General features: G+C 34.0%; 10 protein-coding genes. 3 read left to right on the top strand and 7 right to left on the bottom strand.

Features of this window, described 5'->3' with window-relative positions:
* Window positions 1–16: 16 nt before the first annotated feature.
* Together OZP15_RS09730 and OZP15_RS09735 are read right to left on the bottom strand one after the other, a co-directional pair.
* Window positions 17–1,090 carry a DUF932 domain-containing protein gene (locus OZP15_RS09730; RefSeq protein WP_269225261.1) on the bottom strand — a complete coding sequence of 358 codons (1,074 nt, stop codon included), beginning with the start codon at window positions 1,088–1,090 and terminating at the stop codon, window positions 17–19.
* Between the two features lie 44 nt (window positions 1,091–1,134).
* On the bottom strand, window positions 1,135–1,527 hold the full coding sequence (locus OZP15_RS09735; RefSeq protein WP_281335981.1) for a single-stranded DNA-binding protein: 393 nt from the start codon (window positions 1,525–1,527) through the stop codon (window positions 1,135–1,137).
* Between the two features lie 1,066 nt (window positions 1,528–2,593).
* On the opposite strand from OZP15_RS09735, the gene OZP15_RS09740 reads away from it, so the two are divergent.
* Window positions 2,594–3,598: a transposase gene (locus OZP15_RS09740; RefSeq protein ID WP_269225263.1), complete on the top strand. Its 1,005-nt coding sequence runs from the start codon at window positions 2,594–2,596 to the stop codon at window positions 3,596–3,598.
* Between the two features lie 161 nt (window positions 3,599–3,759).
* Here the strand turns inward: OZP15_RS09740 and OZP15_RS09745 are convergent, their stop codons facing one another.
* Genes OZP15_RS09745 through OZP15_RS09755 form a run of 3 tightly spaced genes read right to left on the bottom strand, consistent with a single transcriptional unit; the run spans window position 3,760 to window position 11,893 of the window.
* Window positions 3,760–4,278, bottom strand: a complete 519-nt coding sequence (locus OZP15_RS09745; RefSeq protein WP_281335982.1) for a hypothetical protein — start codon at window positions 4,276–4,278, stop codon at window positions 3,760–3,762.
* Window positions 4,279–4,292: 14 nt separating this feature from the next.
* Window positions 4,293–8,681: a DUF6443 domain-containing protein gene (locus OZP15_RS09750; RefSeq protein WP_281335983.1), complete on the bottom strand. Its 4,389-nt coding sequence runs from the start codon at window positions 8,679–8,681 to the stop codon at window positions 4,293–4,295.
* Between the two features lie 11 nt (window positions 8,682–8,692).
* Window positions 8,693–11,893 (bottom strand): RHS repeat domain-containing protein, encoded by a 3,201-nt coding sequence (locus OZP15_RS09755; protein ID WP_281335984.1) that lies wholly within the window; start codon window positions 11,891–11,893, stop codon window positions 8,693–8,695.
* A gap of 443 nt (window positions 11,894–12,336) precedes the next feature.
* Between OZP15_RS09755 and OZP15_RS09760 the strand changes: the two genes are divergently transcribed.
* Window positions 12,337–13,230, top strand: coding sequence for an IS1595 family transposase (locus tag OZP15_RS09760; protein ID WP_269225269.1), 894 nt, complete (start codon window positions 12,337–12,339; stop codon window positions 13,228–13,230).
* A 489-nt stretch (window positions 13,231–13,719) separates the two neighbouring features.
* Window positions 13,720–14,205: a hypothetical protein gene (locus OZP15_RS09765; protein WP_281335985.1), complete on the top strand. Its 486-nt coding sequence runs from the start codon at window positions 13,720–13,722 to the stop codon at window positions 14,203–14,205.
* Window positions 14,206–14,659: 454 nt separating this feature from the next.
* Here OZP15_RS09765 and OZP15_RS09770 read toward each other — a convergent pair whose 3' ends face one another.
* Both OZP15_RS09770 and OZP15_RS09775 read right to left on the bottom strand, forming a co-directional pair.
* Entirely contained in the window at window positions 14,660–14,917 is a 258-nt protein-coding gene (locus tag OZP15_RS09770) for a hypothetical protein (protein WP_269225271.1), read from the bottom strand.
* 3 nt (window positions 14,918–14,920) lie between these two features.
* Complete coding sequence (locus OZP15_RS09775) at window positions 14,921–19,216, bottom strand: DUF6443 domain-containing protein (RefSeq protein ID WP_281335986.1); 4,296 nt, start codon at window positions 19,214–19,216, stop codon at window positions 14,921–14,923.
* Window positions 19,217–19,224 lie beyond the last annotated feature (8 nt).

Raw genomic sequence — 19,224 nt, forward strand, 5'->3', positions numbered from 1 at the left:
TAGCCTATAGTTTTTTTTAATTAAGTTTGAAGATTTCAGTATCGTCTGTTGAAAATGCAGTACATAAATCAAATGCTTTCTGTGATTTTAGTTGGGCAGTACCGCCCAATACAATACTCTGTAACTTGGCTTCATCATTCTTGTAACTGCGTACATTTTGGTAGTAGCCTGTTACCGCATTGTACGCACCAAACAATGTGCCTTTTGTGGTTTCCATTTGTTGGCTTTCGCTTACCATTGCATAAGCAAAGGCATCTTCTACGGTGTTTTTAAATAAGGTGGACATTTCGTCTTCATTCCCTTTTTTGATATGCTCCAAGGTTTTCTTATTGGGACATAGTGCCAGTTGTATTAATTTTTTAACTTCCACATCAGTTACCCTTACTTTTGCCCATTCGTTAAAAATTCCTTCCAGTTGGTTGCTGAACTCGTTCGCCAATCCCATTACTTTGTGTGCATTGTCCAATCGTTGTTTAGCACCCGAAGTATGGCGGATACGTACCACATTGCTCATATTTCGAAGTGAAGCGTTCAACGTGTTTTGGCACACAATTCTAATGGGTGTAAAAGCGGCTGTTATGCTTCCGCTTCCATCGTGAGAAGTGGTCAGAAAAATGTATTTTTCCGTTACGTCATCGCCATTCCCCACACGGATGTAGTCGGGCAATTTGGCAGTTATGAAAATGCGTTCCCCGTTTCCCAATGCTCCTGCTGTCTCGTACAGAATGCCATCCATACCACCTACAATCGCATCAAAAAAACCAAATGCTTCTCGATTCTGCACAATGTGATAGTCTTTGCCAACTACGCCCAATACTGCATTGTTATCCGCACGTATGTTGGCAAAATAGTTTGGTACGTGTAATTCGTTATTGCCAATCACTATGTCGTTTACAGTTTCCGTAATGCCTAAATTTTTAGTATATAGCGGTGTTTTGACCACTTCATAATCAAGTCCTGCATATTTGATGGCGCCCGCACTTGTAGGGTAGTCTTTTACGATTTGCCCCAATCCGTGCCATGCTTTTTCCTGTACGCTAAAAAATGAGTGACGTCCCGTTTTTTCGTTGAAATTTAAATTGTGTGCCATGATGCTGAAATTTAAAAGTTGTTAAAATGATTTAATGATGGTGTTTAAAATGGGAGATCGTCCGGAGGTTCTTGCTTTGCGACTTTGTTTTTTTGTTGTTCTGTTATAGCTTGTAAATTTTCTATTTTCTTACCACCTCCGTGTGATTTTATGGTAGAGGCAAGAAAATTCAAATTAGCTTTTAGCTCTCCATTATTAGCTGTCCACGCTCTTGCACTTACTCTGCCTGTGAGTTCTACCAAAGTACCTTTAGTAAGTATCTTCGCTACTTTAGTGCTAATCCAGTAAGAGCAATCAAAATAAGTAGTCTGTTCGATGCGCTCTCCTTGTTTGTTGCGATAGCCATCGTTAATGGCTACTGAAAAATTGACCACTTGCTTTTCCTGTGACGTTGTGCGTACCTCAGCATCCCTTGTCAGTCTTCCTATGATGTTCATGATTACAAATTTTTAGATTACATTTTTTTATTTTATATATTCGGTAATGAGAGGAGGAGCTGTTTCGTTTCACTCTAGTACCATTTATAATGCTGTTGTTTTTCATAATTGACATTTTTTTTTATTCGTCTAAAGAGCCGGAGTATGCTTTGTTTCGTTTCAGGAGCATAAAAGGTTAGTGTTTAGCAGCAACAAGGTTTGGTCAAATAAATACAACCCGAATGGGTGGAGATTTTTTGACAAACCCGTAGGGCTTGACCTTGTTTCTGCGTTAAGAACACTAGTGTACCTTTGCTCTTGAAATGGGACAAAGAGCATACTGGTTCTTGAATAAAGGAATTTGTGGAAACAGGGAAAAAGAAATTGAATAAATGGTTCAAAGTGATTTGAGAATCTGTATTGGTGTGGAAGAATTTTTAGTACCCCTTTAGTTCTAGAGTCTTTTTAAAATATATGGTTTTGGAAGCCATTAAAAGGATAAATGCTTTGTCTGAAGATGTTCCTGCTTAAATACTTCGCTCTCAACTTTTTTTGCACGGGAACACACCAAAAGAAACGTTTGAAGGTAAAACTATGGATATAAACCATTACAAAACTCATTTTGATAGTCAAAAAGCATTGAGAATCAACCAAAACCAACAAAACAGATGCAACGGCTGTAAATAATCTTAAAAAACAAAACCTAATACCAGATAATTCCAGCATTAGGTATTTTGTCTTTCAAAGTATTGAGTTTTTTTGACTTTACTTTACATTATCATTTTTTTTATAATTCCTTAAATGGAGCGTGTATTGTCTTGCTTTCCTGCTCTCGTTGGGTGCTATTGGAATGGGTGCGAAGTCGGAGACATTCGCCTTTACTTTGTATTTGATAAAAAACACTAAATTTATTCAAAGGAAAGCAGAGGTGAACTTTAGACTTCGCTAGTTAAGAACTATGCTGTGCATTAGTCCTCTGCCTTCTCCTTGAACTCCGTTGAATTGCTTCAAATAGAATGATAGACATAGCGGTCTAATAAAGGCTCTAAAGAAGTTCAACATTTTTGTTTATCCTAAAACCAAAATTATGAAAAATTATTTAGTCCATCTAGGAATCGACATTTCAAAATCAAAATTAGATGTAAATCTTCTAACTTCACAAAACTTACAATCGGAACATTTTGTGATTGATAATAATCCAAAAGCAATTAGTGAATTTGTTAAAATGCTAATTAAAAGAAAATTAGATATTAAGCAAATATTGTTTTGCTGTGAAAACACCGGTATTTATACCAATCATTTAAGCTATACTTTATCAAATTTAGAATTAGATTTATGGATTGTTCCAGCTATTGAAATCAAACGCTCAAAAGGCATTTCAAGAGGGAAAAATGATAAAACTGATGCGAAAGACATAGCTTTTTATAGCTTAAGAAATATTGACAAACTCAATCTTTATGCTAAACCAGATGTCGATATTGACAAATTAAAATTATTACATACCGAAAGAGAGAAAGTCTTAAAGGCACTACTTTTATTAGAAACGACAAAAGAAAATGAACTTTTCATCCCTAAAAGTATCTATAGTGAAGTTTCAAAAATTAATCAATCGACAATTAATGGATTAAAAAAATCTTTGAAAGAGATTGAAAAACGAATTCAGGAGGTTATTAAAAAAAATGATAAACTTGAAACACAAAATAAATTAATCCAAACAATCCCAGGAATTGGTAAGCAAACAGCTCTTTACTTTATAATTGCTACCAAAGGATTTTCGGCATTTACAAGTTGGCGAAAATTTGCTTGTTACTCTGGTGTCGCTCCTTTTGAATACAGCTCTGGATCTAGTATAAAAGGAAGAACAAAAGTCAATCACATGGCAGATAAAAAAATGAAATCATTACTGCAAATGTGTGCCATGACAACCTTAAAATATGACCCTCAATTAAAAGAGTATTATACTAAAAAGAAAGGAGAGGGAAAGAATGCTATGCTTGTTTTAAACAATATTAGATGCAAACTTATAAGCAGGGTATTTGCCGTTATTAATCGTGAAACACCATACATCAATACTTATAAATTTGCATCATAATTTTAACAAATTTTGCTTGTTTTTCATCATAGAATGCACAGCGCATCCGACTTGGTAACGTTCGTTTTTTAAGGAACACTTCGAGCAGCGGGGCCATCTGGTCTATCCATTGACGAAAAATTTAGTGTATTTCAGAGCAATCTGGCTCATTTCAAACTTTTTTAATGCTCAATAACAACAACCTTATGAATTACTCGTTCCTCATTTTCTATTAACCTTACGAGTTCTTCTCCATTTTTATTCTTTTTATTCTCATCAATAACAACAAAATCATTAATAATTCCGTCAATATAATAAATACCTGTTTTTGTAAATTTAATATCATAAATAGATATTTCTCTATTATTGTCAGCTCCAAATTTTTTAGCAATTTTTTTTAAGTGTTTGTAATCACGATCAGGCTTATCTACTATTGTTAGATAAAAAACAGAATAACGGTTCTTTTTTTTGTCATCAAAACTTGTAGTAATGGTATCTAATACACTTTTATATTTAACAACTCCATTGTATAATTTATTTAAATAAACTGTGTCTGGAAACTCTATTTTATACTCTATCCTTTTTTGAATATATTTTTTAGTTTCTTGCTTATTAGCAACTATTTCTTCTTTCTTTTTACAAGAAAAAAGTATAATCTGTAATGCAAATACAACTATTATTAAAAAAAATTTATTTAACATACCTCTTATTTTTATTAATATCCTCCAAATTTTCTATTGTATTCAGCATTTTTGACTCTAGCTTCTTTTGCTGCTCTTAATGAATCTTTTGTATTTAGAAGCTTAACTACTTGTGCATTGGCTTTCACGACAGATGTGTCTCTAGGATACCCAGCGTGAGGGGTAGATTGAGCACCTCTCATAGGATCTGTAGACACATAATCATACCTTTGAGCAATTACAGTTTCTGGAACACTTGCGCTCATCGTAGTTGCATTAGTAAGAGTGCTATTATTTCCATATTTATTTTCAATTGCCCAACCCATAGTAGATGGATTACTCATAGCCCAATTTAAAACTAAATCTCCAAGAAGCTGTCCAAAGTCAAAAAGCATTCCAACGTCTCCCGTATCAGCTTGTATAGATCCAGAACCTCTATCATTTTCCATAAAACCACTACCAGCTACAGCATCACCACCAACTCCAAAAACCCTTATACCGTCATTTGTAGTACTCCTTGTAGTATTAGAAGATGAAATACTTCCATCTGCATTATAGGATAAAGTATAACTACCTTCATCATTTGAAACATTCTCTGTTGCAGTTGTCCCGCTGTATTTTTCATTTTTATCAGAGTTAAGTATTGAAGAAGCATTATCTTTAGTAAGGTCTTTATTATAGGTTTGATTCCCTTTTTCATCAGTATACCAATCCATTCCCGTTGGATCAGTTCTGATAATTGGATTTGAACCAACAAAATTATATGGAGTATGTTGATAATACGATTCTGCCATAGGGTCTATGTTCATAAATCTACCTAAAGCAGGGTCATAATTCCTAGCATCCATATCATAAACATTAAGCCCCAGCTCGTCTTGGAGTTCTTTCCCGTTGTACTTATACTTCTGTCCAGGATTGGTAGAAGTAACTACATTGTTACTATCCTTGTGTTTCAAACCAAAAGGATAATAATTGTTTTCTTCTACAATTTCGCTGGTGGTGTTTACTCTTCTTATGCTAACATCATCGAACCAAACAATTCCTGCATTCTGGCTATCTATTCTTATATTCAATTTAGAAATATTAGCAGGAACACTCACTCTCTTTTCTAAATAAACCCACTTACCTGTTATATAAGTAGATTCACTGTCAACAATAGAATAGTAATTTGTTTCTCCTGCTGTATTCATGAAAAGAAATATATTGGCTCTGTTTCCTGATACGTTTTCAAGATAAACCCAACACGAAAATATATAATCTGTGGTTTGCGTATTGTTTATCGGTATCCATTCGTTACTATGAACCGCCCGAATCCATTCAGTTCCTGGATCCAATTTTGCTGAATAAATACCTGTACGCTTAATAGAACTGTCAAAACCACTCACTGGCCAACCCCAAATACTGCTACCACTACCGTCCCAACCTGTAGCACTCTCAAAATCATCACTAAAGACGGTCGTAGTATTAGCTCCAACTATCGTTCCATTATTGTCTTTATCGGCATAACTCAATCGTACATTCCCTAAATGATCTTTGTATTGGTAAATATAATTAAAATTTCCTGAACTGCAATCTACATAACCTTCGGGTTGTGGAAAAAATTTCAGGATATTGCTTTCATACTGAAATCCACCTGCATAATCTGTGGTAGTGCCTGGGCTGACTATTTTGCGTTGTTTTACTCCTGTGGCATCATAGACGTAATCAATAGTTCCTGCAGCTAATGTTATTTGGGTGGGCAGGTTCAGGTGGTTGTAGGTAATTCCATTTGTTGATGCTGTTCCTATTCCTTTATTTAGGTCTTTTGTCATATTACCATTGGCATCGTAGCTGTAATCATCTCCTGTTTTATTACCATCTTTAAAACCCTCATCTCCATAATAATCAAGCACTTTCATCAACTTATTTCCACTATCATAAGTATAGGTCAAATAATCAATACCTGTTCCAGAATTTGCATTAGTGGGGTGTTGCATATAACGATTTGCCATCATAATATTACCATTACGATCATAACTACTAATAGATTCATTAAATTTTGAATTAAAACTATTATTTTCAGCATACCAAGCAGCCTTAAATCGATTCAAAGCATCATACGAATAATTATATTGTTTTAGAACAGGAATAACGTTACTGGTTTTCCAGGAGGTACTACTGATATTACCATTATACAATGGTTTGTTTTGATTGTATGTAGGAATTGAAGAATTTACTACGGTATTGTAATTTAACCCAAAAGCAAACAAATCATTGTCTTGATTCAAATTATTGGGGTCGTTGATGTTCTTGAGCCAGCCCCTAATGTTATAACCGTAATCTACTTTTTGCAATCCTTGGGTGGTTTTGCCTCCCACTTTTTTACTGGTCAATTGTCCTAATTCATCATAAGTGTTAGCTACAATAATTTCTGGTGTGGTTGTTCCATTAATAGCTTGGGTTTGTTGGGTTAGTCTTCCTGCTTGATCATAGGTAAAGACATCTACCAGCGTGGTAGTTACACTATTTCTGGCGTGGGTAGAGGTGGTTTCTAAAACTTTGCCCACAAAATCAAGCTTGGTTTTTACAGTGCTGGTGGTACCGAGATAATCGTTTTTGCTGTAATTGTAAATTGGTCTGCCTTTGCTATCATAATAAATTACGCTAGATGTCCAATTGGTAGTTCCTAAAATGCGTACTTTGGTTCCTGTTGCTAAACTTTTGGCATTGGTAATGGGTGTGATACTGTAAGATGTTGCAGCAGTACCACCATTCAAATCAAAATTATAATCATCATAATAGTTAATAGTAAACAGGTTGATGTTTGTATTAGGAAAAGCTGTGTTGTTGTAATATATGGTAGTTCCGTTGATGGTATTTATACCCTGTTTGGTTTCAAACATAATAGTAGCAGCATCAGCAAGAGCTTGTACAGTTGTACGTGTAGTTTCTGATGTATTGACATATTCTCCTGTATATACTGGTCTGCTAAAGGCATCATACTTGGTAAACAACCATTTGTTTTGCGTTTTTAAAATAGCATCTTGTGTTAAAACAGGTCGATCTAATTTGTCATACACAATATATTCCCATTCTTTGCCTGGTAATTTTTTTTCTACCAATCGGTTGCGTTTGTCGTATTTGTATTGATAAATCAAATCGTTAAATACAGATCGATCCAAAGCTTGGGGAGTATAATTGGCTTGTAAACTAGGAAGATTTATTGTAGCACTAAAATAAAATTCACCATTACTATCTGGATATGCAACAACTCCAGGTTCTGCAGTAATATGCAACTCTCCATTTTTAATTGATAATTTACCTCCTACAACAAGGTTACCATTTACATCTGACACCATAATATCACACAAAATTATGTCCTGTGGACTAGGAGTTAGATTTAAGTCGGCTATTTTTCCTGACATAAGTGGTGAACCTGGAGTAAAACCATACTCCCAAAAATATAAATTTAAAGAATTTTCACCGGTTTGAGTTAAATACAAATCAGCATAACTATTTGGGTTTGGACTAGCGAAAAATGAAAAATAATCATAGTCAGTACTCAAATATATACTCAATCCTGATAAGGGCTGTGTTATGGAATGATAGGTAAAAAGCTTGGGAGGTAATACATAAGTCAAATTTCCGTAATCGTCATAAACATAATAAGTATCGTGCCATTTTCCGACATCGAAAGTACGTTTCAAGACAACTTTCCCTTCTTTGTTCTTAAACTCTTGAGTGGTATGATCACTAGGATAGGTCTGGTTAGGCATCCAATTTTCATCCTTGGTTACTGTTTTATACAATTGAGAAGTAGCATAAATACCGTTATCCTCTAAATGTGGAGCTTCGGTATTGCCATTCACAAAAGAAACGCCAAACTGCCTTACTAAATCTGCATCGGTATTGGTTTCATATTCGAACTTTATTTCGTGGCCGTTGCCTAGCTTCCAATCATTACCGGGTGCTGCTTGTTTTAATACCCTGTTCAGCGGAGAGTCTTCAAATCCTTTTTGAGAATAAGGATTGATTTGAATAATGGGATTTGCATTACTCGTACTCATACCCGGAAAATCAGCATCATATTTGACATCATCATAAAATGTAAGTACATCAGCCAATGCAGAGGGTTTATAATCCAGCGAGGCTGGAGCTGTGGGTACGTATGGCAAATACTCTTTGTCCTGACGTCCGAAGCCATCATATTCAATGGGAGTAACAATGTCTTTTCCACTTCCAGATTGCTGATGTGCCACTTGCTGAATGGGACGACCCAATCCATCATAATACGTGATAGTTTGTGTGGCTTGTTGGGCAGTTGGTGTGGGGATACTTGTTGCAGTTGCTACTTTATAAGTGGTGTTTTTAACGTAATTCTCCGTTTGGGTTTGTCCAATAACCATTATAGGCAAGAAAACTAAAAGTGATAGTATTTTTTTCATATTTCGCTTGATTAGTTTTTATAATGGTATTCGTTTTCAGATAGGATGTTGCCGTCTTTGTCTTTTACGTTTTGCAAACGACCAAAAGCATCATAATTATAGGTTACCGTATCGCCTTTAGGGTCGGTTATGGTGCTGATTCCTATTAGTGGTTTATAAGTATAGGTGGTAACCATCGCATGAGGAAGTCCTGTTCTTAATTTCTGTAATTCTGTTTGCATAGCACTATCGGTAGTTGAACTATCATTTATCAATGTCATATTAAGGGAGAGTGCCGTTATTTGTGCTTGTGTAGCGTTTTCTATTTTGGCTACGGGTTGGGTTTGTTTGTATCCCCAGATATAGATTATCTCTAAATCATTTGTTTTAGAAACACTTGCGATATTTCCTTTACTATCGTAACTGTTATAATTAAGCCTTGTCTCTATTGGATCTTCTCCTTTTTTAACCTCCACCGATAATGGATAAATACAGTCTGTTAAATCATTGGATGCGATCATATTGTTTTTGAAATCTTTTATCTCAACAGAAAAATCTGCAGTTCCATAAAAGTCAGTTTCTGGGAAAGTCGATTCAGGGAATGATAATTTTAATGTATAATTTCCAGGGTTAAGAGTAGTATCTACAATTCCACTTCCATGATAAGTTTGTGGAGGACCATAGCCTTCAAGAACAAAATAGCCATCGCCATTCCTCCAAAGATCTACATTAATCTTAAGTTGGGCGGGTTCAGTAATACTAAAAGTTTCTGTTTTGAAATTATTTATTCCCTTTTCCACCACCATTTGACCTGAAACTAAATTGATACTATTTTCTTCTCTTTTCCAAAATGAATAGTTTGTTTTTACCAATGATGTTTGAGTTGTTTTTGTCATTTCAGTTTTTTCAATTATTGGTGCCAGCATGTTTCTGGAAACCATATTGAAATAAACAGCAGATGGATAATTGTATGAGTATTTAAAGTTTGTTGTAAATAAATCTCCATTACTTTTAGTAGTTTTTATTTGTGATATTTGCTTGTAATTATCATAATTATAACTTGTTACTTGACTTACACCATTCAAAGTCTCTGTAACTGAATCTAATCGCTCCCAAACACTCAAATTACTGTATTGATGATAAAAGAAAGAGTTATATTCAAAATAAAAAGGATCATTTGAGTGCTCATACCCTACTTTATGAACTTTTAGACCATATATAGTATCCAAAATGGGATATGTATAGTTATAGCTTTTTTTAGCTAAAATATCATTATTTTGATTATACGTTGTTTCATGAAGTAAGGTGCCCAGTTTCCAATTATTACTTTGAATAGGCCCTGTAGGCCAGGATTTAGAGGTAGTATTTAAATTTGAAGACATCCCGCCATCAAAGATTCCATTAACAGCAAAATCATAATCCGTAGCTTCGTTATAACTAGCTCCTTCGATTGAAAATTCATATTTCTTGCCCCCATTCCCCTCTTCAATTTCATTTACAATACCATATCCGACCTTGGGAGCGTTTTGTGCAATTTCATAAGCAGGGTCTGGACTCAATTCTATAGCCCAATTCCATTCCTTGTATTGATGTCCCCAAAAAAAATTAAAATCGGGATAAGGAGTTAGATTAGCACCATTATACAATGTGTAATGCCAATTAGATGGAAGATGATAACCTAAAACTGGATTTTGATAAATATATTTCTTTCTTTTCAGTAATGCCCCATCACTATTTAGATATTCTGTTTTATCAATCTTTAATCCAAAAAACGGCTCATTTGTAAGAGGATTTTCAATTTGTGAATAATAAAATTTTGCCGATCCTCCTGTTGGATATTTAATAGACTTCAGCATTCCCATGCCCATATAATCTAGATTGGGATTACGATTTGCCCCTGGAATATCTACACTAACTAGGTAATTATTGTAATTTACTTTGTAGTCAACATTTGCAGGATCATGTAAGCCATTATCACTATTAAGATGAAGATTTTGATTAAAAGATGGTATTAAAGTCATATTATTGTCCTCACCATTGTAATATCCCTCTAAATCTTGAGCAAGGGAATATCGGTTTGGTAACGAATCTTTTCCATCACCTGTTCGTCCATAATAATCAAAACCATATGACTCAATAATTTCTCCTGTTGAGTCAATTTTATCAAAGCCATCAAGATACAATCTATAGTTCATTTCTGTTTCTACTTTATAAGCAGGATAGCCTAGAGGAAAGTTTGCGTTAGGCTCATAAGGTTTAATTGTTTTAACATTATTTGTGTTGAAGTGAAATGATACTATTTTCTTATTATTATCATATATATTAATATAATCCAATGCTTTCCTATATGTATCAACCATGGCAGATTCCTTTGGCTGAAGTATGTCTTTCTTCACAAATACAACTGAATTATTACTAGATGTATAAATTTTGCTAAGTAAATAACCCGAATGACGGGATTCAAAATTATTAGAAGACGGTCTTATATAATTTATAGAAGGATATAATGTATAAAAAACAGAATTATGAGGTGGTTTTCCATACCAATCTCCAGCAATATATTCAAAATTGATAGTATGTAATTTGTCTGAACTTTCAATCTTTACTAAATAATAATCAGTTTGAAATCCACCTGAACTTTTCTCATCAAAGTAATATTTAATTCCATTATCATCTGTAATAGTTATAGAATCAAAATTTGGAAAATTAGGAAATTCTACCTTTAAATTTACATGTTTTCTAAAAACTGCTTTATTATTCTTTATTTGAAATGAACCTGAATGTTTTAAAAAATTAAAATTATAAGTATCAGGATCTGTATTGTGATTGTCTAATGTTACCAAAGCATTAAATTGTTCAGTTGTAGTTCCTTTTAATGGTAAATATTGAGAAAGAAAAAATGTATTACCAGCATATCCTGGACCTTTATCTGTTTTAGTAATTACACCACCTGCATTAAGAGCCCAACCGATACCTGCCCATGTTGAATAATCTTCAACTTTAATTCCAGATGCGTAATAAGAAAGTGATATAGGGAGTTCTAGATTACCGCATTTTAATGTGTACAATGGGAATTCAACTTGTGACTTTCCAGTAAAAAGGCTTACTGGAATTTCTGCATATTTAGATAAATTAGCAGCTTCTGGAGTAGGTTGTATTATTTTTGGTAAATTCTGCGAATAGCCTAACAAGCTATAAAATAAAATCAACATAAAATTCAATTTGTTTTTCATAATAAAAAGAGGGTATTTACTAAATGTTATTATTTTAATTGTTAAATGAAAATATTTAGACCTGAATATCAATTTAATATGTTCATATTGATTATGTTTTCTTAATTTATAGCCAGTAAAAATATAAGAAAAGCACTATTGTAATTCCTCACAATACTAGAAATTTTATTTTTAATTAACAAGATTAATGCTTTATTTTTTTAATTTACACACAAAATAACTTATAAATTACCTGCGAACCCTCACGAATAAAAGCCTTGTGATATTTTCAATGATATAAAAAAATATAGAGGTAATTAGAATAAAATAACATCTATGCTTATTTGTTATATGTAATGAAAGTTGTGTTTTATGTTATCACAAAGAAACAGCTGATAAAAAACAAACTTATAGAGGTCATCATTTAGTTTCATATCTTTAGAGTCAACAAAAAAGGGTTATTTATGAATATTTTTAAAGGTCAAAACCTCATAGAGTTCTCTGAACGCTTTAAAACAGATGAAGATTGTAAAGAATATTTGTCAATTTTGAAATGGGAAGATGGATATGTTTGTAGAAAATGTGGTCATAAGAAAAGCCAAGTTCGCAAGGATTTTTCACGCACCTGTAACATTTGTAGTGATACGGAATCTAGTACAGCCAATACCTTATTTCACAAAGTAAAATTTGGTTTAAGAAAGGCATTTTTCATTTGTTTTGAAATGTCAACTACAACAAAAAGTCTTTCTGCTATGCAGATGAGTGTGCGGTATGGAGTTCAGGAAAATACCGCAAGATTATTTATGCATAAGGTAAGAGAAGCGATGAAATCAAGCGGAAATAATCCCATTGATGGCATTGTGCATGTAGATGAATTTGTAGTTGGAGGACATGAGGAATCTAAACAAGGAAAAAGCTACGATAGTAAAAAGAAAAAGTCTGTTTGTGCAGTAGAATTAACTAATGATGGAAAAGTAAAACGCTTTTATGCTTTGAAAATAAAAGACTTTTCGGCAAAATCATTAAGTGGAATATTTGACAAGCACATTAGCAAGAAAGCAAAAATAACCACAGACAATTGGAAAGGATATAGACCGATTTCTAAAGATTATAATATTATACAAATCCCAAGCCAATCAGGAGCAAACTTTAAAGCTTTGAATACCATGATTCATCAAATCAAAACTTGGATAAGAACTACATACTCATGGGTAAGTGAAGGGAATATTGAACGTTATTTTAATGAGTTCTCATACAGGATTAACCGTTCTCAAAATAAAAATACAATTTTAAATAACCTAATAAAAAGAATGGTGAAAGCTGAAAATATTACACACAAACAAATTCTATGTAATTAAATATTGACCTCAACAAACTTATTTACCCAATCGCACTACTCAACTGGAACATAAGCAAATACATAGCTACCTGTAAAACAGCTATAAGAACACCTACAAATAGAATAATAAAAGGTTTTAAAACAGTAGTCATGACTTATATTGAACAAAGCGTTCTTTTTTAAACTTACACTTAAGCTATTCCCTTTCAGAATACTATTTTCTACTTCTTCAAGAGCAACTTGTAAGAGTACAAAACGAATCATTTTTTTACCATTTGAATACTATTTAAGAACGATACTTGTCATTACGAAATAAGGAAATCTCCTTTTGTCTAACTACCTTTTACAAATATGCCAAGCTATAGGACTATCACAAATCAAGGCATTTGCAACCGAAAATAAAATATTCATCACTTACGACTTATAAACCCAATGAAATATGGTGTGCCGATAGAAAAACATACTGCAAAAGCACTATATTCATTTTTTGATCGATCATTATTCTAAAATGATTTTGGGTTATAGTGTTGAAAACAGTTCCAGTCCAAAAGCCATTAAAACCCTATTGCAGGAAGCCTATTTGAAACATAAAAGCAAAACCTTCTTAACTTTGGTAACCGATGCCGGTGTGGAAAATGTAAACAACACCGTTCAAGAATTTTTAAGTACAACAAATCCAGACATAAAACATTTGATTGCCCAAAAAGACATTTCTTTTTCGAACTCCAGTATTGAGGCGTTCAACAAAATTATCAAGCACCAGTTTTTGTTACCCCGAAATTTAGAAAACAGAAAACAACTTATTAATGCTTTAGCGGAAGATATTCCTGTTTACAATACTATTCGCCCACAACTCGCTTTGCAAGGAAACACACCGAAAGAAACATTTTCAGGAAAACCATTAGACATTAACCATTACAAAACCCATTTTAATAACCAAAAATTAGTGAGGTTAACCCAAAACCAACAAAATAAATGCAAAAGCTGTAATTGATACTAAAAAAGTAAAACCTAATACCAGATTTATTCCAGTATTAGGTTTTTAGACATTTCAAAATATTTGATCTTTTTTCAATTTCATCGTAATAGCCTCATTTTTAATCACAATTCCTTAATTGGAACTATTTTTTATAAAAGAATCGTGTTAGTAGCACGGAAAATATGAAACTGGAGCAAATATTCAATTAAATACATTAATCAGGATTCTAAAAGCAATGAATGTAACTTTAGAAGAATTTTTTACTGGTTTTGATGAAATATAAAAGAAAAAGACAGCGATTAAACTGTCTCTTTCTTTTTATGAATTAAATTTTGTGTTTTGACTTTGAAGTAATAGACTCATTTTCAATCACAATTCCTTAAATGGAACGATTTATTATAAAAGAATCGTGTTAGGAGCAGGTCACTAACTCTGAAACATTCCCTGTCACTAACTTTGGAAGATTGCCCTATTTATTCCAATGTATAGATTTTATGAAATCTAATACATTTTGGTTATTATCATAAATAACAAATTCAAGTTTATCATTTAATCTTGATTCATTACCTACATATTCATGTGCTAAAAGTAAACTTTCAAATATAATATAAGGATTTTCGGGAGAACCATTTTTATAAATTTCACCTTTTAAGTTTAAAATTGTTCCAGTAGCTCCATCAGCTTTGATTACTGCAACTTGATTACTTTTTAATATTGGAAATTTCATATATCAATTTTTTATTATTGTTGTTTTAGCACCTGTAACACTATATTGTAAAAGCACTTCTGCTTCATTGACAACTGTTCCTGGCCATTGTACTAGATTTACCTCTTTTGCACTAGGACTTGTAACAGTACTAGTTGTTGGCACTGTGACTTCCATCACAACACCTTCTCCGCTGGTTCTTAAGGCAAAATTTTTAGCAACTTCAGGGTTTTTAGTCCACGATGTAAAATTACTTGCTGTATTGCCTTCGTTGTGTTGAGTAGGTGTTGCAGCTCCACCTCTAGGTGTAGCAGTACCTTCTGTAGCATTTTTATATGCTGGGCTTGTAGAATTAACTCCTCGATATAACGTTGTTGTACTCTTTGGAGCTACTGGTTCAGCATTTGTTTTATTCGTTGATATTCTAGCTCTAGCAGGAATTTTAAGACTGCCTGGTGCTGAATGTCCTGTTGTATATGCTCCTGCAGCTATACTCATCACTACAGCTTCACCATTTGTAGCTGGTTTAGGCATATCTGGAGCACTAAAAGCTTGAGCGGCAACTCTCTGAGTTGCTACTCCATAATTCCCACTTGGACTATTCCACCACTTTTTAATAGATTTCCATATTCCTTCTCCTGGCCACATCCCATCTGGGTCAATAAAATAAACGGGATTATCAAAGGCATAATTATATGGTGACCATCTACGACCTTTCTCCGCCAATGGGTCAACATTCATCCATCGACCTAATGCAGGGTCATAATTTCTTGCTCCATAGTCGTACATGTTAAGCCCCAACTCGTCCTGAAGCTCCTTACCGTTGTACTTATACTTCTGTCCAAGATTAGTAGATGTAACTACATTGTTACTATCCTTGTGCTTTAATCCAAATGGATAATAGTTGTTTTCTTCTACAATTTCGCTGGTGGTGTTTACTCTTCTTATGCTAACATCATCGAACCAAACTGTTCCACCTCCATTATTATCTATTCTTAAATTAATCATTGCTATGTTGGCTGGCACTGATATTTTTTTCTCCATATAAACCCACTGACCTGTATTCCAAGTTCTTACATAATCTACATTGGTATAATATCCCGTTTCAGAATTGGTTTTCATAAAGAAATAAATGTCTGCAGATGGACCGTTACTATATACCCAACCGGAAAAAATATAATCTGTTGCCTGTGTATTGTTAATAGACACCCAAGTATTACTGTGTGAATACTGTTCTCCTGCCGTTAGCTTTTCAATTTTGGCACTTACGTTTCCTGAATGTTTTTTACTCGTATCATAAGCAGTTACTGCAGAATCCCAATTGGGACTTAACTCAAACCCGTCATTAAAAACGTCTGTTGTCGTAGCACCTGTTATTAGTCCATTATTGTCTTTATCGGCATAACTCAACCTAACATTGCCCAAATGATCTTTGTATTGGTAAATATAATTAAAATTCCCTGAACTGCAATCTACGTAGCCTTCGGGTTGCGGGAAAAATTGCAAAACGTTGCTCTCATATTGAAATCCACCAGCATAATCAGTAGTTGCGCCTCCGCTCACTATTTTGCGTTGTTTTACTCCTGTGGCATCATATTTATATTCAATTGCGCCGCTAGCTAATGTTATTTGGGTAGGCAGGTTCAGGTGGTTGTATTCAATATTGGTTATGCTTTTGTTTTGGTCGGCAGTCATATTTCCGTTACTATCATAAGCGTAATCATCTCCTAAATTGTTACCGTCTTTAAATCCTTCATTACCATTGGCTGAATTTTTATTATAATCAACCACTTTTAGTAATCGATTGCCTTTGTCATAAGTGTACCATAAATAATCAATACTCGTATAACTATTGTAAAGGGGATCTTGCATATTACGATTGGCCATCATAATATTACCATTACGATCATAATTACTGATGGACTCATTAAACTTATAATTTAAAATGCTATTTTCACCATACCAAGCAGCCTTAAATCGGTTCAGCGCATCATAGGTATAATTATATTGCTTTAGAACAGGAATAACGTTACTGGTTTTCCAAGAAGTACTACTGATATTACCATTATACAAAGGTTTGTTTTGATTGTATGTAGGAATTGAAGGATTTACTACTGTATTGTAATTTAAACCAAAAGCAAACAAATCATTGTCCTGATTCAAATTATTGGGGTCGTTGATGCTTTTGAGCCAGCCGCGAATGTTGTAGGCATAATCCACTTTTTGCAATCCTTGGGTGGTTTTGCCTCCCACTTTTTTGCTGGTTAGCTGTCCTAATTCGTCATAAGTGTTAGCTACAATAATTTCTGGTGTGGTTGTTCCATTAATAGCTTGGGTTTGTTGGGTTAGTCTTCCTGCTTGATCATAGGTAAAGACATCTACCAGCGTGGTAGTTACACTATTTCTGGCGTGGGTAGAGGTGGTTTCTAAAACTTTGCCCACAAAATCAAGCTTGGTTTTTACAGTGCTGGTGGTACCGAGATAATCGTTTTTGCTGTAATTGTAAATTGGTCTGCCTTTGCTATCATAATAAATTACGCTAGATGTCCAATTGGTAGTTCCTAAAATGCGTACTTTGGTTCCTGTTGCTAAACTTTTGGCATTGGTAATGGGTGTGATACTGTAAGATGTTGCAGCAGTACCACCATTCAAATCAAAATTATAATCATCATAATAGTTAATAGTAAACAGGTTGATGTTTGTATTAGGAAAAGCTGTGTTGTTGTAATATATGGTAGTTCCGTTGATGGTATTTATACCCTGTTTGGTTTCAAACATAATAGTAGCAGCATCAGCAAGAGCTTGTACAGTTGTACGTGTAGTTTCTGATGTATTGACATATTCTCCTGTATATACTGGTCTGCTAAAGGCATCATACTTGGTAAACAACCATTTGTTTTGCGTTTTTAAAATAGCATCTTGTGTTAAAACAGGTCGATCTAATTTGTCATACACAATATATTCCCATTCTTTGCCTGGTAATTTTTTTTCTACCAATCGGTTGCGTTTGTCGTATTTGTATTGATAAATCAAATCGTTAAATACAGATCGATCCAAAGCTTGGGGAGTATAATTGGCTTGTAAACTAGGAAGATTTATTGTAGCACTAAAATAAAATTCACCATTACTATCTGGATATGCAACAACTCCAGGTTCTGCAGTAATATGCAACTCTCCATTTTTAATTGATAATTTACCTCCTACAACAAGGTTACCATTTACATCTGACACCATAATATCACACAAAATTATGTCCTGTGGACTAGGAGTTAGATTTAAGTCGGCTATTTTTCCTGACATAAGTGGTGAACCTGGAGTAAAACCATACTCCCAAAAATATAAATTTAAAGAATTTTCACCGGTTTGAGTTAAATACAAATCAGCATAACTATTTGGGTTTGGACTAGCGAAAAATGAAAAATAATCATAGTCAGTACTCAAATATATACTCAATCCTGATAAGGGCTGTGTTATGGAATGATAGGTAAAAAGCTTGGGAGGTAATACATAAGTCAAATTTCCGTAATCGTCATAAACATAATAAGTATCGTGCCATTTTCCGACATCGAAAGTACGTTTCAAGACAACTTTCCCTTCTTTGTTCTTAAACTCTTGAGTGGTATGATCACTAGGATAGGTCTGGTTAGGCATCCAATTTTCATCCTTGGTTACTGTTTTATACAATTGAGAAGTAGCATAAATACCGTTATCCTCTAAATGTGGAGCTTCGGTATTGCCATTCACAAAAGAAACGCCAAACTGCCTTACTAAATCTGCATCGGTATTGGTTTCATATTCGAACTTTATTTCGTGGCCGTTGCCTAGCTTCCAATCATTACCGGGTGCTGCTTGTTTTAATACCCTGTTCAGCGGAGAGTCTTCAAATCCTTTTTGAGAATAAGGATTGATTTGAATAATGGGATTTGCATTACTCGTACTCATACCCGGAAAATCAGCATCATATTTGACATCATCATAAAATGTAAGTACATCAGCCAATGCAGAGGGTTTATAATCCAGCGAGGCTGGAGCTGTGGGTACGTATGGCAAATACTCTTTGTCCTGACGTCCGAAGCCATCATATTCAATGGGAGTAACAATGTCTTTTCCACTTCCAGATTGCTGATGTGCCACTTGCTGAATGGGACGACCCAATCCATCATAATACGTGATAGTTTGTGTGGCTTGTTGGGCAGTTGGTGTGGGGATACTTGTTGCAGTTGCTACTTTATAAGTGGTGTTTTTAACGTAATTCTCCGTTTGGGTTTGTCCAATAACCATTATAGGCAAGAAAACTAAAAGTGATAGTATTTTTTTCATATTTCGCT

The sequence above is a fragment of the Flavobacterium eburneipallidum genome (genome assembly GCF_027111355.2).
GTDB lineage: Bacteria > Bacteroidota > Bacteroidia > Flavobacteriales > Flavobacteriaceae > Flavobacterium > Flavobacterium eburneipallidum.